12 protein-coding genes are annotated in these 17,424 nt (G+C 70.6%); 3 read left to right on the forward strand and 9 right to left on the reverse strand.

Going from position 1 to position 17,424, the window contains the following annotated elements; all coding sequences use genetic code 11:
* Positions 1 to 63: 63 nt before the first annotated feature.
* From ABZ826_RS15075 to ABZ826_RS15105, 7 genes are all read right to left on the reverse strand, one after another.
* Entirely contained in the window at positions 64 to 654 is a 591-nt protein-coding gene (locus ABZ826_RS15075; protein WP_361447178.1) for a TetR/AcrR family transcriptional regulator, read from the reverse strand.
* Between the two features lie 77 nt (positions 655 to 731).
* Positions 732 to 2,324, reverse strand: a complete 1,593-nt coding sequence (gene serA / locus ABZ826_RS15080; protein ID WP_361447180.1) for a phosphoglycerate dehydrogenase — start codon at positions 2,322 to 2,324, stop codon at positions 732 to 734.
* 272 nt (positions 2,325 to 2,596) lie between these two features.
* Positions 2,597 to 3,598 carry a ketol-acid reductoisomerase gene (gene ilvC / locus ABZ826_RS15085; RefSeq protein WP_361447182.1) on the reverse strand — a complete coding sequence of 334 codons (1,002 nt, stop codon included), beginning with the start codon at positions 3,596 to 3,598 and terminating at the stop codon, positions 2,597 to 2,599.
* A gap of 135 nt (positions 3,599 to 3,733) precedes the next feature.
* A complete protein-coding gene (ilvN, locus tag ABZ826_RS15090) occupies positions 3,734 to 4,261 on the reverse strand; it encodes an acetolactate synthase small subunit (protein ID WP_037690027.1) in 528 nt (175 codons plus the stop codon).
* Between the two features lie 22 nt (positions 4,262 to 4,283).
* On the reverse strand, positions 4,284 to 6,140 hold the full coding sequence (locus tag ABZ826_RS15095) for an acetolactate synthase large subunit (protein ID WP_361447185.1): 1,857 nt from the start codon (positions 6,138 to 6,140) through the stop codon (positions 4,284 to 4,286).
* Between the two features lie 216 nt (positions 6,141 to 6,356).
* Positions 6,357 to 9,194, reverse strand: a complete 2,838-nt coding sequence (locus ABZ826_RS15100; RefSeq protein WP_361447187.1) for an EAL domain-containing protein — start codon at positions 9,192 to 9,194, stop codon at positions 6,357 to 6,359.
* Positions 9,195 to 9,613: 419 nt separating this feature from the next.
* Complete coding sequence (locus tag ABZ826_RS15105) at positions 9,614 to 10,564, reverse strand: 2-hydroxyacid dehydrogenase (protein ID WP_361447189.1); 951 nt, start codon at positions 10,562 to 10,564, stop codon at positions 9,614 to 9,616.
* A gap of 274 nt (positions 10,565 to 10,838) precedes the next feature.
* Between ABZ826_RS15105 and ABZ826_RS15110 the strand changes: the two genes are divergently transcribed.
* From ABZ826_RS15110 to ABZ826_RS15120, 3 genes are all read left to right on the forward strand, one after another.
* Positions 10,839 to 11,831: an aldo/keto reductase gene (locus tag ABZ826_RS15110; protein WP_361447191.1), complete on the forward strand. Its 993-nt coding sequence runs from the start codon at positions 10,839 to 10,841 to the stop codon at positions 11,829 to 11,831.
* 196 nt (positions 11,832 to 12,027) lie between these two features.
* Positions 12,028 to 13,200 carry a PQQ-dependent sugar dehydrogenase gene (locus ABZ826_RS15115; RefSeq protein ID WP_361447193.1) on the forward strand — a complete coding sequence of 391 codons (1,173 nt, stop codon included), beginning with the start codon at positions 12,028 to 12,030 and terminating at the stop codon, positions 13,198 to 13,200.
* 31 nt (positions 13,201 to 13,231) lie between these two features.
* The gene (locus tag ABZ826_RS15120) at positions 13,232 to 13,561 is read left to right on the forward strand and encodes a DUF6191 domain-containing protein (protein WP_361447213.1); all 330 of its coding nucleotides are present in this window, start codon (positions 13,232 to 13,234) and stop codon (positions 13,559 to 13,561) included.
* 148 nt (positions 13,562 to 13,709) lie between these two features.
* Here the strand turns inward: ABZ826_RS15120 and ABZ826_RS15125 are convergent, their stop codons facing one another.
* Positions 13,710 to 16,868 (reverse strand): AAA family ATPase, encoded by a 3,159-nt coding sequence (locus tag ABZ826_RS15125; protein ID WP_361447215.1) that lies wholly within the window; start codon positions 16,866 to 16,868, stop codon positions 13,710 to 13,712.
* A 70-nt stretch (positions 16,869 to 16,938) separates the two neighbouring features.
* The gene (locus ABZ826_RS15130) at positions 16,939 to 17,124 is read right to left on the reverse strand and encodes a hypothetical protein (protein ID WP_361447195.1); all 186 of its coding nucleotides are present in this window, start codon (positions 17,122 to 17,124) and stop codon (positions 16,939 to 16,941) included.
* Between the last annotated feature and the right edge of the window lie 300 nt (positions 17,125 to 17,424).

Genomic DNA, 17,424 nt, shown 5'->3' on the forward strand with positions numbered 1-17,424 from the left:
CGCGCCCCGCCCGGCACCCGACGACGAAGCCGATGTCCGTGTACGCCCCCGCTGGTCACAGCACTACTGGCGCACCCGTCCCTCAAGTACGGCCTTCAGCCCGTCCGTCAGGTCCTGGGCGGAAGGCGCCGAATCACTGTCCATCAGCCACTGCACCATCACCCCCGCGAGCAGCGCCTGGCAGAACAGCCCGGCCACCCGCGCCTTCTCCGGGTCCGTCTCGGGGTCGATGCCCAGCATGTTCTCGGCGAGCCCTTCACGGCCCTCGCGCTGCGGGCCCACCAGGGCCTTCTTCAGCTCGGGGTCCTGGTCGAGCCGGGAGACGACCTCCATCTGGAGCTGCCAGACGGAACGGGTCTGCTCATAGCTCTCGATCACCCGCTCCCAGGTGTCGCGGAACTGGTCCAGCGGCGACCGGGGCCCGCCGTCGGCTTCCGCGGCCTCGTCCGGCTGCTCGGTGAGCACATCGCCCCACTCCTCCGTCACCTTGAGGAAGGCGAGATTGAGCAGGGCCTCCTTGGAGCCGTAGTGGTAGCCGATGGAGGCGAGGTTCGTACCGGAGGCGGCCACGATGTCACGGGCGGTCGTCCGGGCGTACCCCTTGTCCAGCAGGCAGCGCTTGGCGCCTTCGAGCAGATCCTCACGGTGTCCCATGGAAAGCAGCGTACCCGGCATGCAGACGTTTGTGTAAAACGCACGTCTAGATGCCGGGTACGCGAGGCCAGGGGCCGTCAGTCGGTCAGGTTCACCGTGCGGGCCGACGCGGCACCGATCTCCGTGGCGATCTCGGCCAGCACCGACGACGGGACGTCGTCGTCGACGGTGAGCACGACCAGCGCCTCGCCGCCCGCGCCCGTCCGCGAGACCTGCATGCCCGCGATGTTCAGACCGGCCTCGCCGAGAATCCGGCCGACCGTGCCGACGACACCGGGGCGGTCCTCGTAACGCAGCACCACCATGTGGTCGGCCAGCGCCAGGTCCACGTCGTACTCGCCGACGGCGACGATCTTCTGGAGGTGCTTGGGTCCGGCCAGCGTGCCGGAGACCGAGATCTCCTCGCCGCCCGAGAGCGTGCCGCGAACGGTGACCACATTGCGGTGGTCCGGCGACTCGGAGCTGGTCGTGAGGCGGACCTCGACACCTCGCTCCTGCGCGAAGAGCGGCGCGTTGACGTAGGACACGGTCTCGTCGACGACGTCCTCGAAGACGCCCTTGAGCGCGGAGAGTTCGAGCACCTTGACGTCGTGCTGGGTGATCTCGCCGTACACCTCGACGTCGAGGCGGACCGCTACCTCGCCCGCGAGCGCGGTGAAGATCCGGCCGAGCTTCTCGGCGAGCGGCAGGCCCGGACGTACGTCCTCGGCGATCACGCCGCCCTGGACGTTGACCGCGTCCGGCACGAGCTCACCGGCGAGGGCCAGCCGAACGGACTTGGCGACCGCGATGCCGGCCTTCTCCTGGGCCTCGTCGGTGGAGGCGCCGAGGTGCGGGGTGCAGACCACCTGGTCGAACTCGAACAGCGGGGAGTCCGTGCAGGGCTCCTTCGCGTACACGTCGAGACCGGCGCCGGCGACCCGGCCCTCCTTGAGGGCGGAGGCGAGCGCCTTCTCGTCGACGATGCCACCGCGCGCGGCGTTGACGATACGTACCGAGGGCTTCACCTTGTGCAGCGCCTCGTGGCCGATCAGGCCGAGCGTCTCGGGGGTCTTGGGCAGGTGCACGGTGATGAAGTCGGCGACCTCCAGCAGCTCGTCCAGCGCGAGCAGCTTGACGCCCATCTGGGCGGCACGCGCGGGTTGCACATAGGGGTCGTACGCGACGATCTTCATACCGAAGGCCGACATGCGCTGCGCGACCAGGACACCGATGCGGCCGAGGCCGACGACGCCGAGGGTCTTCTCGCTCAGCTCGACGCCGGTGTACTTGGAGCGCTTCCACTCGCCGTTCTTGAGGGCGGTGTTGGCCTGCGGGATGTTGCGCGCGGTGGCGACCAGCAGACCGCAGGCCAGCTCGGCGGCGGTGACGATGTTGGAGGTCGGCGCGTTGACGACCATCACGCCGGCCTTGGTGGCGGCGGAGACGTCGACGTTGTCCAGACCGACGCCCGCGCGGGCGACGACCTTGAGCTTCTTCGCGGCGGCGATGGCCTCGGCGTCGACCTTGGTGGCGGAGCGCACCAGGATGGCGTCGACGTCGGCGATCGCGGGGAGGAGTTCGGCGCGGTCCGCGCCGTTGCAGTGCCGGATTTCGAAATCCGGACCCAGGGCGTCAACCGTGGCAGGCGACAGCTCTTCAGCGATGAGTACGACAGGTTTCGAGCTCACGTGAGTCCTCACAGGTCCAGTGCGGACGGCCGTCCCGACGGCCGCAGGCGGTGGAGGGGCTTGCCGCGTGGAAGACGCACGACACTGTGGGCCTGACGCGTGTATGTGTGGAGAAGTGTAGTCATGCGCCAGGGCGCAAACTGCGCCCCGATGGAAGGATCACCCACACGGGGGTGGACGACTTGTACACACGTACGACGCCGCCTCTTCCAGCGGTGAAGGAAAACGCCCCCGGGGGCGGGTCCGCAGACCCGCCCCCGGGCGCGTCGGTGTTACGCGTCCTCGTCGTTGACCCAGCTCATGAGCTTGCGCAGCTCGCGGCCGGTGGTCTCCAGGAGGTGGTCGCTGTCCGCCTTCTTGTACTCGTTGTACTTGGGCAGACCGTTGTGGTACTCGGCCATCCAGTTCTTGGCGAAGGTGCCGTCCTGGATCTCCGCGAGGACCTTCTTCATCTCGGCCTTGGTGGCGTCCGTGATGATCCGCGGGCCGGTGACGTAGTCGCCCCACTCGGCGGTCTCCGAGATGGACCAGCGCATCTTCTCCAGGCCGCCCTCGTACATGAGGTCCACGATGAGCTTCAGCTCGTGCAGGCACTCGAAGTACGCGATCTCCGGCTGGTAGCCGGCCTCGGTCAGGGTCTCGAAACCGGCCTTGACCAGAGCGGCGGTACCACCGCAGAGCACGGCCTGCTCACCGAACAGGTCGGTCTCGGTCTCCTCGGTGAAGGTCGTCTTGATGACGCCGGCGCGGGTGCCGCCGATGCCCTTCGCGTACGACAGGGCGAGCGCCAGGCCGTTGCCCGAGGCGTCCTGCTCGACGGCCACGATGCAGGGAACGCCGCGGCCCTCCTCGTACTGACGGCGGACCAGGTGGCCCGGACCCTTCGGGGCGACCATGCAGACGTCGACGCCCGCCGGCGGCTTGATGAAGTCGAAGCGGATGTTCAGGCCGTGGCCGAAGAACAGCGCGTCGCCGTCCTTGAGGTTGTCCTTGATGGACTCCTCGTAGACCTGGGCCTGGATCGGGTCCGGGACGAGGATCATGATGACGTCGGCCTCGGCGGCGGCCTCGGACGGGGTCACCACCCGCAGGCCCTGCTCCTCGGCCTTGGCCTTCGACTTGGAGCCCTCGTGCAGACCGACACGGACGTCGACACCCGAGTCACGCAGCGACAGCGCGTGGGCGTGGCCCTGGCTGCCGTAGCCGATGACCGCGACCTTGCGGCCCTGGATGATGGACAGGTCGGCATCGTCGTCGTAGAACAGCTCGGCCACTGGGTCTCTCCTTGGTGTGCAGGTGTTGCGTCCCACCGTACGGCGGGGTGCTTGAGATGCGTTTTCGGGTCTCGCCATACGAGCGGCGAGGGGGGGGCGGCGCCCCGGCGTCGCGACAGCGTGCCAGGTGCGGTGCTAGGCCGTGCGGTCGAGGGCGCGCAGCGAGCGGTCGGTGATCGAGCGCGCGCCGCGCCCTATGGCGATCGTGCCGGACTGGACCAGCTCCTTGATGCCGTACTGCTCCAGCATCTTGAGCATGGCCTCCAGCTTGTCGGCGCCGCCGGTCGCCTCGATCGTGACGGCCTCCGGGGAGACGTCCACGGTCTTGGCGCGGAACAGCTGGACGATCTCGACGATCTGGGAGCGGGTCTCGTTGTCGGCGCGCACCTTCACCAGGACGAGCTCACGCTGGATCGCAGCGCTCGGCTCCAGTTCGACGATCTTGAGGACGTTCACCAGCTTGTTGAGCTGCTTGGTCACCTGCTCAAGAGGCAGGTCCTCGACACTGACGACGATGGTGATGCGCGAGATGTCGGGGTGTTCGGTGGTACCGACCGCGAGCGAGTCGATATTGAAGCCGCGGCGGGAGAACAGCGCGGTGATCCGGGCGAGGACACCGGGCTTGTTCTCGACCAGGACGGAGAGCGTGTGCTTGCTGGACATGAAGTCGGTCTCTCTCTGTCTCTCAGTCGTCTTCGTTGTCGCCGAAGTCGGGGCGGACCCCGCGGGCGGCCATGACCTCGTCGTTGGAGGTGCCGGCGGCGACCATCGGCCACACCATGGCGTCCTCGTGGACGATGAAGTCGATCACGACGGGGCGGTCGTTGACGGAGTTGGCCTCTTCGATGACCTTGTCCAGCTCGGCCGGGTCCTCGCAGCGGATCGCGTAGCAGCCCATGGCCTCGGACAGCTTGACGAAGTCGGGGACGCGGGTGCCCTTCGCCGGGACGCCCTCGGTGTCGGCACCGGAGTGCAGCACGGTGTTGGAGTACCGCTGGTTGTAGAACAGAGTCTGCCACTGGCGGACCATCCCGAGCGCGCCGTTGTTGATGATGGCGACCTTGATCGGGATGTTGTTGAGCGCGCAGGTGGTGAGTTCCTGGTTGGTCATCTGGAAGCAGCCGTCGCCGTCGATCGCCCAGACCGTGCGCTCCGGCATGCCGGCCTTGGCGCCCATCGCGGCCGGGACCGCGTAGCCCATCGTTCCGGCACCGCCGGAGTTCAGCCAGGTGGCGGGCTGCTCGTACTGGATGAAGTGCGAGGCCCACATCTGGTGCTGGCCGACGCCCGCCGCGAAGATCGTGCCCTCGGGGGCGAGCTGTCCGATCCGCTGGATGACCTGCTGCGGCGAGAGGCTGCCGTCCTCGGGCAGGTCGTAGCCGAGCGGGTAGGTGTCGCGCCAGCGGTTGAGGTCCTTCCACCAGGCGTCGTAGTCACCGACGTGACCGTCGTTGTGCTCGGCCTGGACGGCCTGGACCAGATCGGCCAGGACCTCGCGCGCGTCGCCCACGATCGGGACGTCGGCGGCGCGGTTCTTGCCGATCTCGGCCGGGTCGATGTCGGCGTGGACGATCTTGGCGTACGGGGCGAAGCTGTCCAGCTTGCCGGTGACGCGGTCGTCGAAGCGGGCTCCGAGGGCGACGATCAGGTCGGCCTTCTGCAGCGCGGTGACGGCGGTGACCGCACCGTGCATGCCCGGCATTCCGACGTGCAGCGGGTGGCTGTCGGGGAATGCGCCGAGCGCCATCAGCGTGGTGGTGACAGGCGCTCCGGTGAGCTCGGCGAGGACCTTCAGTTCGGCGGTGGCCCCCGCCTTGATGACGCCGCCGCCGACGTAGAGCACCGGGCGCTTGGCCTGGGTGATCAGCTTGGCGGCCTCACGGATCTGCTTGGCGTGCGGCTTGGTGACCGGGCGGTAGCCGGGCAGGTCCTGGGTGGGCGGCCAGCTGAACGTGGTCTGCGCCTGGAGTGCGTCCTTGGCGATGTCGACGAGGACGGGGCCCGGACGGCCGGTGGAGGCGATGTGGAAGGCCTCGGCGATGGTGTGCGGGATGTCCTCGGCCTTGGTGACCAGGAAGTTGTGTTTGGTGACCGGCATGGTGATGCCGCAGATGTCGGCTTCCTGGAAGGCGTCCGTGCCGATGGCCTTGGAGGCGACCTGGCCGGTGATCGCGACCAGCGGGACGGAGTCCATGTGGGCGTCGGCGATCGGTGTGACCAGGTTGGTGGCGCCGGGGCCCGAGGTAGCCATGCAGACGCCCACCTTGCCGGTGGCCTGCGCGTAGCCGGTGGCGGCGTGTCCCGCGCCCTGCTCGTGACGGACCAGCACATGACGGACCCGGGTGGAGTCCATCATCGGGTCGTACGCCGGAAGGATGGCGCCGCCGGGAATGCCGAATACCGTGTCGGCACCCACTTCCTCAAGAGACCGGATGAGGGACTGCGCACCCGTGACGTGCTCAACGGTGGCGGCGGACGATCCGCCGTTACGGGCCCGCGGCTGGGGATGGTGGGCCCCGGTGGCCTGCTCGGTCATCGGCATTCTCTTCTCGAAGCTGAGGGTTCTTGCGGGTGTTTTGCGACGTTTTGCGCGGTTCCAGTGCAACAAAAAACCCCTCGTGCCTGAGGCAAGCGAGGGGAGCGCGTCGGAGTGGTCTGCAGAGTGTCTACGAGGGACTCAGCTTCAGCCGACGCGCTTTCCAAGTACGAGAATTCGGGTGCGCATGGCAATGACCCTCTCTCCGACGCACGCGGCGTGTCAAGTGGGTGGGATGGGCGTCTCAGAATGTGAGCCGCTGAGCAGGGGGATCGAGCCACCGGCCAGCACCGGCCGGGCGGTGGCGCTGCCGGGCACCGGGAACTCTCCCCGGGCCAGGGCGCGGCGCAGCCGGTACTCGTCGAGCGGCCCGGAGAACGCCATTCCCTGGCCGTGCGTACAGCCCATGGCGCGCAGCGCGAGGACCTGCTCCGGCAGGTCGACCCCATCGGCCACGGACTGCATGCCGAGGTCGCAGGCGATGCGCAGGAGGCCGCTGGTGATCTTGTGCAGCCGGGCGGATTCCACGACTCCCTCGACGAGACCGCGGTCCAGCTTCAGTACGTCGATGGGGAGCCGGCGCAGGGCGTTGATCGCCGCATAACCGCTGCCGAAGCCGTCGAGCGCGATGCGGACGCCGAGTCGACGCAGCGCGACGAGACGCTGTTCGAGTTCGTCGAAGGAGATCCGGGGGTCGCTGTCGGACACCTCGATCATCAGGGCGCCGGAGGGCAGGCTGTGCCGGGTGAGCAGCGCCTCGATGGAGCCGAACGGCATCCCCTTGTCGAGGAGCCTGCGGGCGGAGAGCCGCACGGCGACGGAGACCGGGTGCCCGGCCCTGGCCCGGTCGGCGGCCTGCTCGACGGCCTCTTCGAGGAGCCAGCGGCCGAGCTCGGCGGTGCGGTCGCCGTCCTCGGCGACGCGGAGGAATTCGCCCGGGGTGAACAGGATGCCCTGGGCCGAACGCCAGCGGGCCTGCGCGGCGACGGCGACGACGGTGCCGCTGGCGAGATGCACCACGGGCTGGTGGAGCAGGGCGAACTCGCCGTCGCGCAGCGCGGTGCGCAGCCGGGCCGCCAGCTCGGAGCGGCGGACGACTTCGGCCTGCATCTGCGGGGCGTACAGCTCGACGCGGTCCTTGCCGCCCGCCTTGGCGCGGTACATGGCGAGGTCGGCGTTGCGCATGAGGTCGCTGGGGGTGATGCCGGGCTCGGCGAAGGCGACCCCGATGGACGCGGCGACCCGGACCTCACCGGCGCCGATGCGGTACGGCTGGGAGAGGGTGAGGCGCAGCCGGTCGGCGATCTCGTGGACCTGGCATTCCCGGGCGGACTGGTCACGGGTGCCGTCGCCGAGGATGATGGCCGCGAATTCGTCCCCGCCGAGGCGGGCCGCGGTGTCGCCGGCCCGCACGGACTCCTGGAGGCGGCGGGCGGCCTGGATGAGGAGTTCGTCGCCCGCCTGGTGGCCGAGGCGGTCGTTGACCGCCTTGAAGCCGTCGAGGTCGATGAAGAGCACGGCGGTGCCGGGGTCGCCGGAGCGGCGGCCGCCGAGAGCCTGACGGACCCGCTGGGTGAACAGGGCGCGGTTGGGCAGGTCGGTGAGCGGGTCGTGCTCGGCGTTGTGCTGCAGCTGGGCCTGCAGCCGCACCCGTTCGGTCACATCACGGCTGTTGAGGATCAGCCCGCCCTGGTGGCGGTTGACCGTGGATTCGACGTTGAGCCAGTCCCCCGTACCGGATCTGAAGCGGCACTCGATCCGGGTGGTGGGTTCCTCGCCCGGCGGGGCGGCGAGGAACCGGCGCACCTCGTGGACCACTTGCCCCAGGTCCTCGGGGTGGATGATCGAGGCGAGTTCGGCGCCGACCAGGTCTTCGGCGTCACGCCCGTACACCCCGGCGGCGGCGGGGCTCACGTACCGCAGGACGCCGGTCGGTGCGGCGATCATGATGACGTCGCTGGACCCCTGCACCAGGGAGCGGAAGTGGTTCTCCTTCTGCGCCAGTTCCTGGGTGAGCGCGATGTTGTCGACGAGCATGATGCCCTGCCGCACGACCAGGGCGAGCACCACCGTGCAGCCCGTGAAGACCACGACGCGATCCACCCGGCGGCCCTCGATGACGTTGTAGAGAATGCCGAGGGTGCAGACGGCGGCGGCGAGATACGGCGTCAGCGCCGCCAGCGATCCAGCGATGGGGCGGCTGGTCGGGCGGGGCGCGCCCCGCGGCGGGAGAGCGTCGCCCGTCGCGCTGTGGGCGCCCCAGGGGGCGTACGCGAGGAGCAGGGAACCGCCGAACCAGCCGGCGTCCAGCAGCTGGCCGGAGTGGTAGCTCTGGCGCAGCAGCGGGGAGGTGAACAGGGCGTCGCACAGGACCGTCAGGGCGAGGGCGACGATGGCGGTGTTCACCGCGGAGCGGTTGGCGTTGGACCGCCGGAAGTGCAGGGCCAGCACCATGGAGACCAGCACGATGTCGAGCAGCGGATAGGTCAGCGAGAGCGCCGCGCGGGCCACGCTCGCCCCCTCGGCGTCCACAAGATGGGCGGTGTGGGCGAGGGCGAGGCTCCAGGAGAGCGTGAGCAGCGAGCCGCCGATCAGCCAGGAATCCAGGGCGAGACAGACCCAGCCGGCCCGGGTGACGGGGCGTTTGGCGAGGACGAGCAGCCCGACGATGGCGGGCGGGGCGAAGCAGAGGAAGAAGACATCGGCGAGGGAGGGGCTGGGCACCGAGCGCCCGAGCACCACCTCGTACCAGCCCCAGACCGCGTTGCCCCCGGCGGCCATGAGCGAGGAGATCGAGAACAGCAGCCAGGCGGGTCGGCACCGGTCGCCGGCGGACCGCGCGTAGAGAAAGCAGGAGACGGCCGCGACCAGCGCGGCGGCGCTGAGGCCGAAGTCCCCCATGAAGAGTGCCAGTTCCGAGGATCCCCAGCCGAGGGCGGCCCCCGCCGCGTACCCCCCGCAGACGAGACCGAGCAGGACCTGCGGAACCAGTGCGGACGCGCCGCCGACGGTCGACCGCCGGGAGAAGAACGCCCCGAGCGCTCCGGCCGGCGCGCTCACCGGGGCGCACCCCACGCCGGGGCCCGTTCCGGATCTCCCGTCCGCGCCATGGCACCTGTCGCCCACGCCCGCCGCGTCACCGGTCCCGGCCGGTCGCCTGCACGCGGACGGCCCGCCGCCCCGCGGGCGCGCCCGGGGGACGCCGCGACACCCACCGGGCGGGCGGACGACGAGAGAGCCGGAGCAGACCCCGGTCGCCATCGACCACTCCGCGGTAGCGGATCGTTCGCCCATCGGCCGTACATCGCCCGTCGCCCCCTCGCGTGTTGCGTCCTCCCCGGCGCCATCCCTTCCTCGGCGCAGCGCCCCTTTCGGGACGATACACCAGACCAGTCACACAGGGACATAGCTCATCTACGCTCCGTGACGACAGGGGGTGTTGCCGGAACAGTGCGCAACGGTGCGGACTCACAGCGTGGTCATTCCGTGGTACGTACGACGTTCCGCATCGGCTCCCCCGAGGCGAAACGGTTCAGCTGCCCGGCCATCAGACGCTTGGCGCGCGGCAGGAACGCCGAGGTGCTGCCGCCCACGTGCGGAGTGAGCAGGACGTTCGGAGCATGCCAGAGGGGGTGGCCGGCGGGCAGGGGTTCCGGGTCGGTGACGTCGAGGGCGGCCCGCAGCCGCCCGGATTCGAGTTCGCGGAGCAGCGACTCGGTGTCGACGACGCCGCCCCGCGCGACGTTCACGAGCAGCGCCCCGTCCGGCATCGCGGCGAGGAACTCCGCGCCCACCAGCCCTTGTGTGGACGGGTTCAGAGGGGTGGACAGCACGACGACATCGGCCTCGGGCAGGAGTGCGGGCAGGTCGTCGAGTGCGTGTACGGGGCCGCGTGCTGTTGCCCGTGCCGAGCGCGCGACGCGCGCCACCCGCGCGCACTCGAAGGGCGCGAGCCTGTCCTCGATGGCGGCGCCGATCGATCCGTACCCCACGATCAGTACGGACTTGTCGGCGAGTGCGGGGTAGAAGCCGGCCCGCCACTCCTCCTTGTCCTGGCCGTGGACGAACCCGGGGAAGCCGCGCAGGGAGGCGAGGATCAGGGCGAGCGCGAGTTCCGCGGTCGACGCCTCGTGAACCCCCTTGGCATTGCACAGCCGCACCCCGGCCGACAGCAGGCCGAGGCCCGGCTCGACATGGTCGATGCCCGCGGTGAGCGTCTGCACGACCTGGATCCGCGCCATGTCTGCGAGCGGACGGACCGCGATCTCGGAACCCTTCATGTACGGCACCACATAGAACACGCAGTCGGCCGGGTCGGCGGGGTAGTCCCGCCCGCCGTCCCAGAATCGGTAGTGGAAACCGTCGGGAAGTCCTTCGATCTCGTCGGCGGGAACAGGCAGCCATACGTCGGGAGTCTTCGTCGAAGTCATGGTCAGGAGGCTAACGGCCTCCCCCACGACAGGGAGCGGATCGGCGAGCGGCGTCATGCGGCTTCGATGGCAAGGCGGAGGAAGGAATCGACGCGGAGCGTCGTTGACCGACGACAACGACGCAAGCGGAGCCGCAGGGCGTCGGAAGCCCGCTCCCTGTCGTGGGGGAGGCCGTAATCGCCGGGAGGCTGCGCGCGGGGTCGCCGTCGGCAGAGGCTACGTTGGGGGTGCGTTGTGGTCCCGCGACGGCGGGACCTAGGAAAGGTTCGGGGAGTTGGAGCGCAGGAGTCTCGGGGCGGCGGCGCTCGCCGTGGGTGCGGTCGGTCTTGGCTGTATGCCGATGAGCTGGGCGTACAGCGCCTCGCAGCAGCGCGGTGACCGTGCGTTGCGAGCGGTGCACGCTGCGCTCGACGCGGGGGTGCAACTGCTCGACACGGCCGACATCTACGGCCCCTTCACCAATGAACTGCTGGTGGGCCGGGCGCTGAAGGGCCGCAGGTCCCAGGCCTTCGTCTCCACCAAGTGCGGGCTGCTGGTGGGCGATCAGCACATCGTCGCCAACGGCCGCCCCGGCTATGTGCGGCGGGCCTGTGACGCCTCGTTGCGACGGCTCCAGACCGATGTGATCGATCTCTATCAGCTGCACCGGGCCGATCCCGAGGTGCCGGTGGAGGAGACCTGGGGCGCGATGGCGGAACTGGTGACCGTCGGCAAGGTGCGGGCGCTCGGGCTCTGTGCGGTCGGGGCGCGGGCCTCACGTCGGCCGGGTGCCCGTATGTATGACGAGACGATCCGTCAGCTGGAGCGGGTGCAGCAGGTCTTCCCGGTGAGCGCGGTGCAGGCCGAGCTCTCGGTCTGGTCCCCGGAGGCACTGGAGTCGCTGCTTCCGTGGTGCTCGGCGCGGGGTGTGGGGCTGCTGGCGGCGATGCCGCTGGGGAACGGCTATCTGACGGGGACACTCACCCCGGGGCAGGGCTTCGAGCCGGAGGACCTGCGGGCCAGGCATCCGCGGTTCACGGCCGAGATGATGGCGGCGAACCAGCCGGTGGTGCTCGGCCTGCGGCGGATCGCCGAGCGGCACGGGGCGACTGCCGCGCAGGTGGCACTGGCCTGGGTGCTGCGACAGGGGTCGCATGTGGTGCCGGTGCCCGGGACCAAGCGGGAGCGGTGGGCGGTGGAGAACGCGGGGGCGGCCGGGCTGACGCTGACCGCGCAGGATCTGGTGGAGATCGCCCGGCTGCCCGCGGCGCGGGGGTCGTGGTACTGATCAGCGGACCGTCTTCGTGATCAGCGATGGAGAAATCCGGCGCGCGTGGGAACCCGGAGCGGGGCCGCGGTGTAAGAACAGTAGTCGGCTGGCCGTCGAAGGGATCGATGCTGTGCGCGCTGTTCTGTTCGGATCTGCTGTTCTGTTCGGATCTGTACGAGGCCCGGTGGGGCGTCGGGGGCGTCGCCGGGGGACGGTGGCCGCGTTGGCCGCGAGCACGCTGGTGCTGGCCGCGGGGTGCTCCCCGGGCAACGGCGCGGGGGGCCCGGCGGGCGGCGGAGACATGCCTTCGGCGTCCGGCCCCTCCCCGGCCGCCTCGGGCCCGTCGGCCGCCCCGTCCCCGTCGGCCGACCTGCCGCCCGCGAGGGGCTCGGTGAAGGTGGTCTCCACGCTCACCGAGGGGCTCGACTCGCCGTGGGGGCTGGCGGAGCTGCCCGGCGGCGATCTGCTGGTCTCCTCGCGCGACGAGGGCACGATCACCCGGATCGACGCGAAGAACGGGAAGAAGACCCTGCTGGGCGCCGTGCCCGGGGTTTCGCCCGGCGGCGAGGGCGGGCTGCTGGGCATCGCGGTCTCCCCCACGTACGGTGCGGACCATCTGGTGTACGCGTACTTCACGACCGCGTCCGACAACCGCATCGCGCGCATGCAGTACGACGAGAAGGGCACCACGCCGGGCCGGCTGCTGGACGCCCCGGACACGATCCTCCGGGGCATCCCGAAGGGCTCGATCCACAACGGCGGGCGGATCGCCTTCGGCCCGGATCACATGCTGTACGCGGGCACCGGGGAGACGGGTGACCGCGAGCTCGCGCAGGACAAGAAGTCACTGGCCGGCAAGATCCTGCGGATGACCCCCGACGGTCTGCCGCTGCACGGCAACCCGGAGGCCGACTCCGTGGTGTATTCGTACGGACACCGCAATGTGGAGGGGCTGGCCTGGGACGGGCACAAGCAGTTGTGGGCGTCCGAATTCGGGCAGGACACCTGGGACGAGCTGAACCGGATCGTGCCGGGCGGGAACTACGGCTGGCCGGAGGTCGAGGGCAAGGCGGGGAAGAAGGGTTTCATCGATCCCGTGGCACAGTGGAAGCCGTCCGAGGCATCTCCGAGCGGGATCGCGTTCGCCGAGGGTTCGATCTGGATGGCGGGCCTGCGCGGTGAACGGCTCTGGCGGATTCCGTTGTCCGGCACGGCGTACGGGGAACCCCTGGCGCCCCCGCAAGCGTTCCTCAAGGGGAAGTACGGCCGTCTGCGCACCGTGCTCGCCGCGGGCGGCGGCAGGCTCTGGCTCGTCACAAGCAATACGGACACCCGTGGCACCCCGAAGCCGGGAGACGACAGGATCCTGGTGCTGCGGGTGCGGTAGCGGCTACAGCAGGCGAAAGGGCGTGCAACCGGTGTTCAACTTCTTCGAGGAACTCTTCGCGCCGGGCCGCAAGCATGCCGCCGAGGAGCAGAAGCGCCTGGAGCTGACCCGGGTGGACCTCGGCATCGGCGACCCGGGGCGCGGGCCGATAGACCTGGCCTCCGGAAAGGTGATCGTCAGGACCTCCGGTACCGACAGGGGCTCCGGCGGCGGCGGGACCGATGCGGACGGTGCTCCGGGCAAGGACGAGCGCTCCGGCGCCGAGGGTTCGGTTACCGGCGGGAGCGGGGCCGGGACGGACGGGGCGTCCGGGCCGGATGTCTCGGCCGCTCCGGGGGCCGTGTCGGACGCGCGGTCGTAAAGGACCGTTCCGGGCGCGCTGTCGTAGAGGGCCGGTCCGCGCGCATCGCTGCAAGAGGCCGATCCGGGCGGCCGGGGCGCGGCTCCCGGACCGGGGAATCGGTCCGGGCAGCCCGGGGCCGTTCCGGGGCCGGGAGGCGCTCCCGGGGTCAGGAGGCGCTCCCCGTCGGGTACAGACGCAGCCGGTGGGCCAGCGCTGCCGCCTCGCCCCGGCTGGCGACGCCGAGCTTGGCGAGGATGTTCGAGACATGCACGCTCGCGGTCTTGGGCGATATGTAGAGCTCCTCGGCGATCCTGCGGTTCGTGTGACCGGCGGCGACCAGACGATGTACGTCCTGTTCGCGTCGCGTCAGCCCGAAGGACTCCACCGCCGCCGCGGCCGCCTCGCGCAGGTGGTCCTCGGTCTGCTCTCGGTCCGCCGCCTTGTCGGTGGTGCTGTCCTGGGCAGGGACGGTGACGGCGAGCGGTATCTCTTGGGCGGCGCCATTGGCCGGGGACCGGTCGTAGGTGGTGAGGGTGATGCGGGCGCGGCCGGCCAGCAGCTCGATGGTCTCGGCCAACGGGCGTGCGCCGAGTCGCCCGGCGGTGCGGTGGGCGTCGCGCAGCAGGGTGGTGGCCGCGGACCGGTCGCCGGACGCGATGAGCAGGGCCTCGGCCCAGCGGTGGTGGATCTGGGCCAGCTCGTACGGGCGTTGCAGAGGGGCGAAGGCGGTAGCGGCCCGGGACCAGTGGTCGGGGGTGTCGACGCCCTCGGCCCTGGCCAGTTCGGCGTCGACCAGGAGACCGTAGGCGGCCCAGACGGGGATGAGCATCGGCAGCCGCTTCAGGTGGGTCCGGATGCCCGCGAGGATCGCGGGACGGCCGGGTTCGGCGGCGGGCAGACCTCGGGCGTCGGCCTCGGCGGCGGCGGCGACATGGAGCAGCGGCAGCGCGTACCGCTGGGTGCCGGGCGGGAAGCCCTCCTTCGCCTGGGCCTCGAACGCGGCCCGTGCCTCGGGAAGCCTGCCCTGCTGCACGGCGAGGGCCATGGCATGGCGCACGGGGGAGATGAGGTGCTGGGGCTGCGGGTCACGTGATCCGAAATGGCGTCGGGTCAGGGCGAGTTGGATCTCGGCCTCGGCCAGGTCACCCCGGGCGAGGGCCAGTTCGGTACGGCGCGCGGCGACGAGCCCCTGCGCCTTGCTGGACTGGGCGGCGCGGGCCGCCGCGTCGGTGGTCGCACAGCTCTCGTCCCAGTGTCCGAGGGAGAAGAGCGAGGTCGCCTGGTTGCAGCGGACCCATGCCTCCATGTCGACGATGCCGTGGCTGCGGCTGATCTCGATGCCGTGGTCGGCGGCCGCCACGGCTTCCAGCGAGCGCCCCATGGCTTCGAGTGTGGAGGGGAGGTTGATGCCGGCCCGGCTCATGATGCCGACCAGGTGCAGTTCGTCGGCGCGGTCGCGGACGGCGTACATCTCGGCGATGCCCTCGTCGACACCACCCGCGTCGGCGGTGAGCCAGCCACGGGTCAGCCTGGCGTGCAGTTCGATGTACTCGTCGCCGACGAGCCGGGCGTACTCCACGGCACGGTCGACGGCGCGCAGCGTCTCGGCGCCCGGCCGGTGCAGGGCACCCCAGCCCGCCACGCTCATCAGGACGTCGGCGTGCACGATGGACGGGGGCAGGCCCCGGACCAGCTCCTGGGCGTTGGCCAGCTCCTGCCATCCGTCGCCACGGGTGAGGTCCTGCATCAGCCGGGAGCGCTGGACCCAGAACCAGGCCGCGCGCAGGGGGTCGTCCTCGCCGTCGAGAACGCGCATGGCTTTCTTGGCGATGGCCAGGGCGCGTTCGCGTTCGCCGCCGAACCGGGCGGCGACGGTGGCCTCGGCCATCAGGTCGAGATAGCGCAGCGGGGTGACCTCGGGGTCGCAGCCGCAGGCCGGGTAGCTCTCGGCGTAGTCGATGGGGCGCAGGGTGCGGCGCACGCCGTCGGGGGCGTCGTCCCACAGCTCCATCGCCCGTTCCAGCAGACGGAGTTGCTCGGAGAACGCGTAGCGGCGGCGGGCCTCGACCGAGGCCTTCAGCACGGCGGGCAGGGCCTTGGCGGCGTCGTGTGCGCCGTACCAGTAGCTGGCGAGCCGGGTGGCGCGTTCACCGGCGCGGACGAGGGTGGGGTCGATCTCCAGGGCTTCCGCATAGCGCCTGTTGAGGCGGGAGCGCTCGCCCGGCAGCAGATCGTCGCTGACCGCCTCGCGGACCAGGGAGTGCCGGAAGCGGTAGCCGTTGCCCTCCGGGGTGGTGAGCAGCAGGTTGGCTCCGACGGCCGCCCGCAGCGCCTCGATGAGCTCGTCCTCGGCGAGCCCGGCGACCGCGGCCAGCAGTCCGTACTCGACGGTGGAACCGCCCTCGGCCACGATCCGGGCGATCTTCTGCGCGTCCTCGGGAAGCGCTTCGACGCGGACGAGCAGGAGATCGCGCAGTGAGTCCGAGAGCCGGGAGCGGTCGCCGCTCTCCAGACTGCAGGCGAGTTCCTCGACGAAGAAGGCATTGCCGTCGGAGCGTTCGAAGATCTCGTCCACGAGGGCGGCCTCGGGAGTGGCGGCGAGGATGCCGGTGAGCTGACGGCGGACCTCGGCGCGGTTGAAACGGGCGAGTTCGATCCGGCGGACGGTACGGAGCCGGTCCAGTTCGGCGATGAGGGGACGCAAGGGGTGGCGGCGGTGGATGTCGTCGGAGCGGTAGGTGCCGATCACGACGAGGCGCCCGCTGCGCACGGTGCGGAAGAGGTAGGCCAGGAGATGCCGGGTGGAGGCGTCGGCCCAGTGCAGGTCCTCCAGGACGAGGACGACGGCGCGCTGCGCGGAGATGCGCTCCAGGAGTCTGGCGGTGAGCTCGAAGAGCCGGGCGGTGCTGTGCTCGTCGGTCGCGTCCCGGTCGGCCTCGCCGAGTTCGGGGAGCAGCCGGGCGAGTTCGCCCTCCTGCCCGGCGCAGGCCGCGGCCATCTCGTCGGGCAGGGTACGGCGCAGGGCGCGCAGGGCCGTGGAGAACGGGGCATAGGGCAGGCCGTCGGCACCGATCTCGACACAGCCGCCGACGGCGACGACGGCCTCGCGGCGCACCGCCGCCGCGAGGAACTCCTCGACCAGCCGGGTCTTTCCGACCCCCGCCTCGCCCCCGATGAGCAGCGCCTGCGGCTCGCCGCCGGGACGGTCGGTCCGGTCGGCGTCCTCGGCACCGGCGCGGGTGAGCGCGTCGACGAGCGAGGCGAATTCACCTGCGCGGCCAACGAACACGGGACTGACGGACCTGGTCTCCACGTCGCCGAGCATCGCACACGGGTCCGACAGCCCGAGCCCCGGAATCGGTTCGTCCGACATGACCACGGTCGCCACCCGGCCGCTACGCGGCGTGGACGAACCCGTCCCTGTCCGTACTCACCGGCCCCTCCGCCTCCTTGCGTACGGCATGACGGGCGGCCCGGCGAGCGGCCCGGCGAACGCGGCGGGCCTCCCCGACGAGCCGCTCCCGCTCGGCCCGGCGCAGCAGTTCGGCTTCTCTCACCTGGTGCAGTTGGAGCGCGTACATGTTCTTCTCCCTGAGGACGACGGCCCGTTCGGGCCTGGGGACGGCAGTGCCTCTGCCGTGCTCCCACTGTCGTCTCCCAGGGGGTGTCGCCACATCGGGCGAGTTCCGCATCTTCTCGGGCCGGGGGTCCTTAGAGCCTGTCGGGTGGCTGATCATGCGTGATGCGTGACGGTCGTGATCTGCCCTCCGGGCATGGAGACGGCCCCGGAATGATCACGTGGTGTGTGCCAGTGCGACAACTCCGAGGCCGTCAGCGGCCCATGCTATCCGTCCAGCCTGACCGATGAGATGTGGGAGATC

It is taken from the genome of Streptomyces sp. NPDC047515 (genome assembly GCF_040643055.1).
GTDB lineage: Bacteria > Actinomycetota > Actinomycetes > Streptomycetales > Streptomycetaceae > Streptomyces.

What these genes read in the sequence shown, in the direction of transcription:
- ilvN (WP_037690027.1), bottom strand. Translation starts at nt 4,261, where the DNA reads ATGTCCAGCAAGCACACGCTCTCCGTCCTGGTCGAGAACAAGCCCGGT.
- ABZ826_RS15095 (WP_361447185.1), bottom strand. Translation starts at nt 6,140, where the DNA reads ATGCCGATGACCGAGCAGGCCACCGGGGCCCACCATCCCCAGCCGCGG.
- ABZ826_RS15075 (WP_361447178.1), bottom strand. Translation starts at nt 654, where the DNA reads ATGGGACACCGTGAGGATCTGCTCGAAGGCGCCAAGCGCTGCCTGCTG.
- ABZ826_RS15130 (WP_361447195.1), bottom strand. Translation starts at nt 17,124, where the DNA reads ATGTACGCGCTCCAACTGCACCAGGTGAGAGAAGCCGAACTGCTGCGC.
- ABZ826_RS15105 (WP_361447189.1), bottom strand. Translation starts at nt 10,564, where the DNA reads ATGACTTCGACGAAGACTCCCGACGTATGGCTGCCTGTTCCCGCCGAC.
- ABZ826_RS15125 (WP_361447215.1), bottom strand. Translation starts at nt 16,868, where the DNA reads ATGCTCGGCGACGTGGAGACCAGGTCCGTCAGTCCCGTGTTCGTTGGC.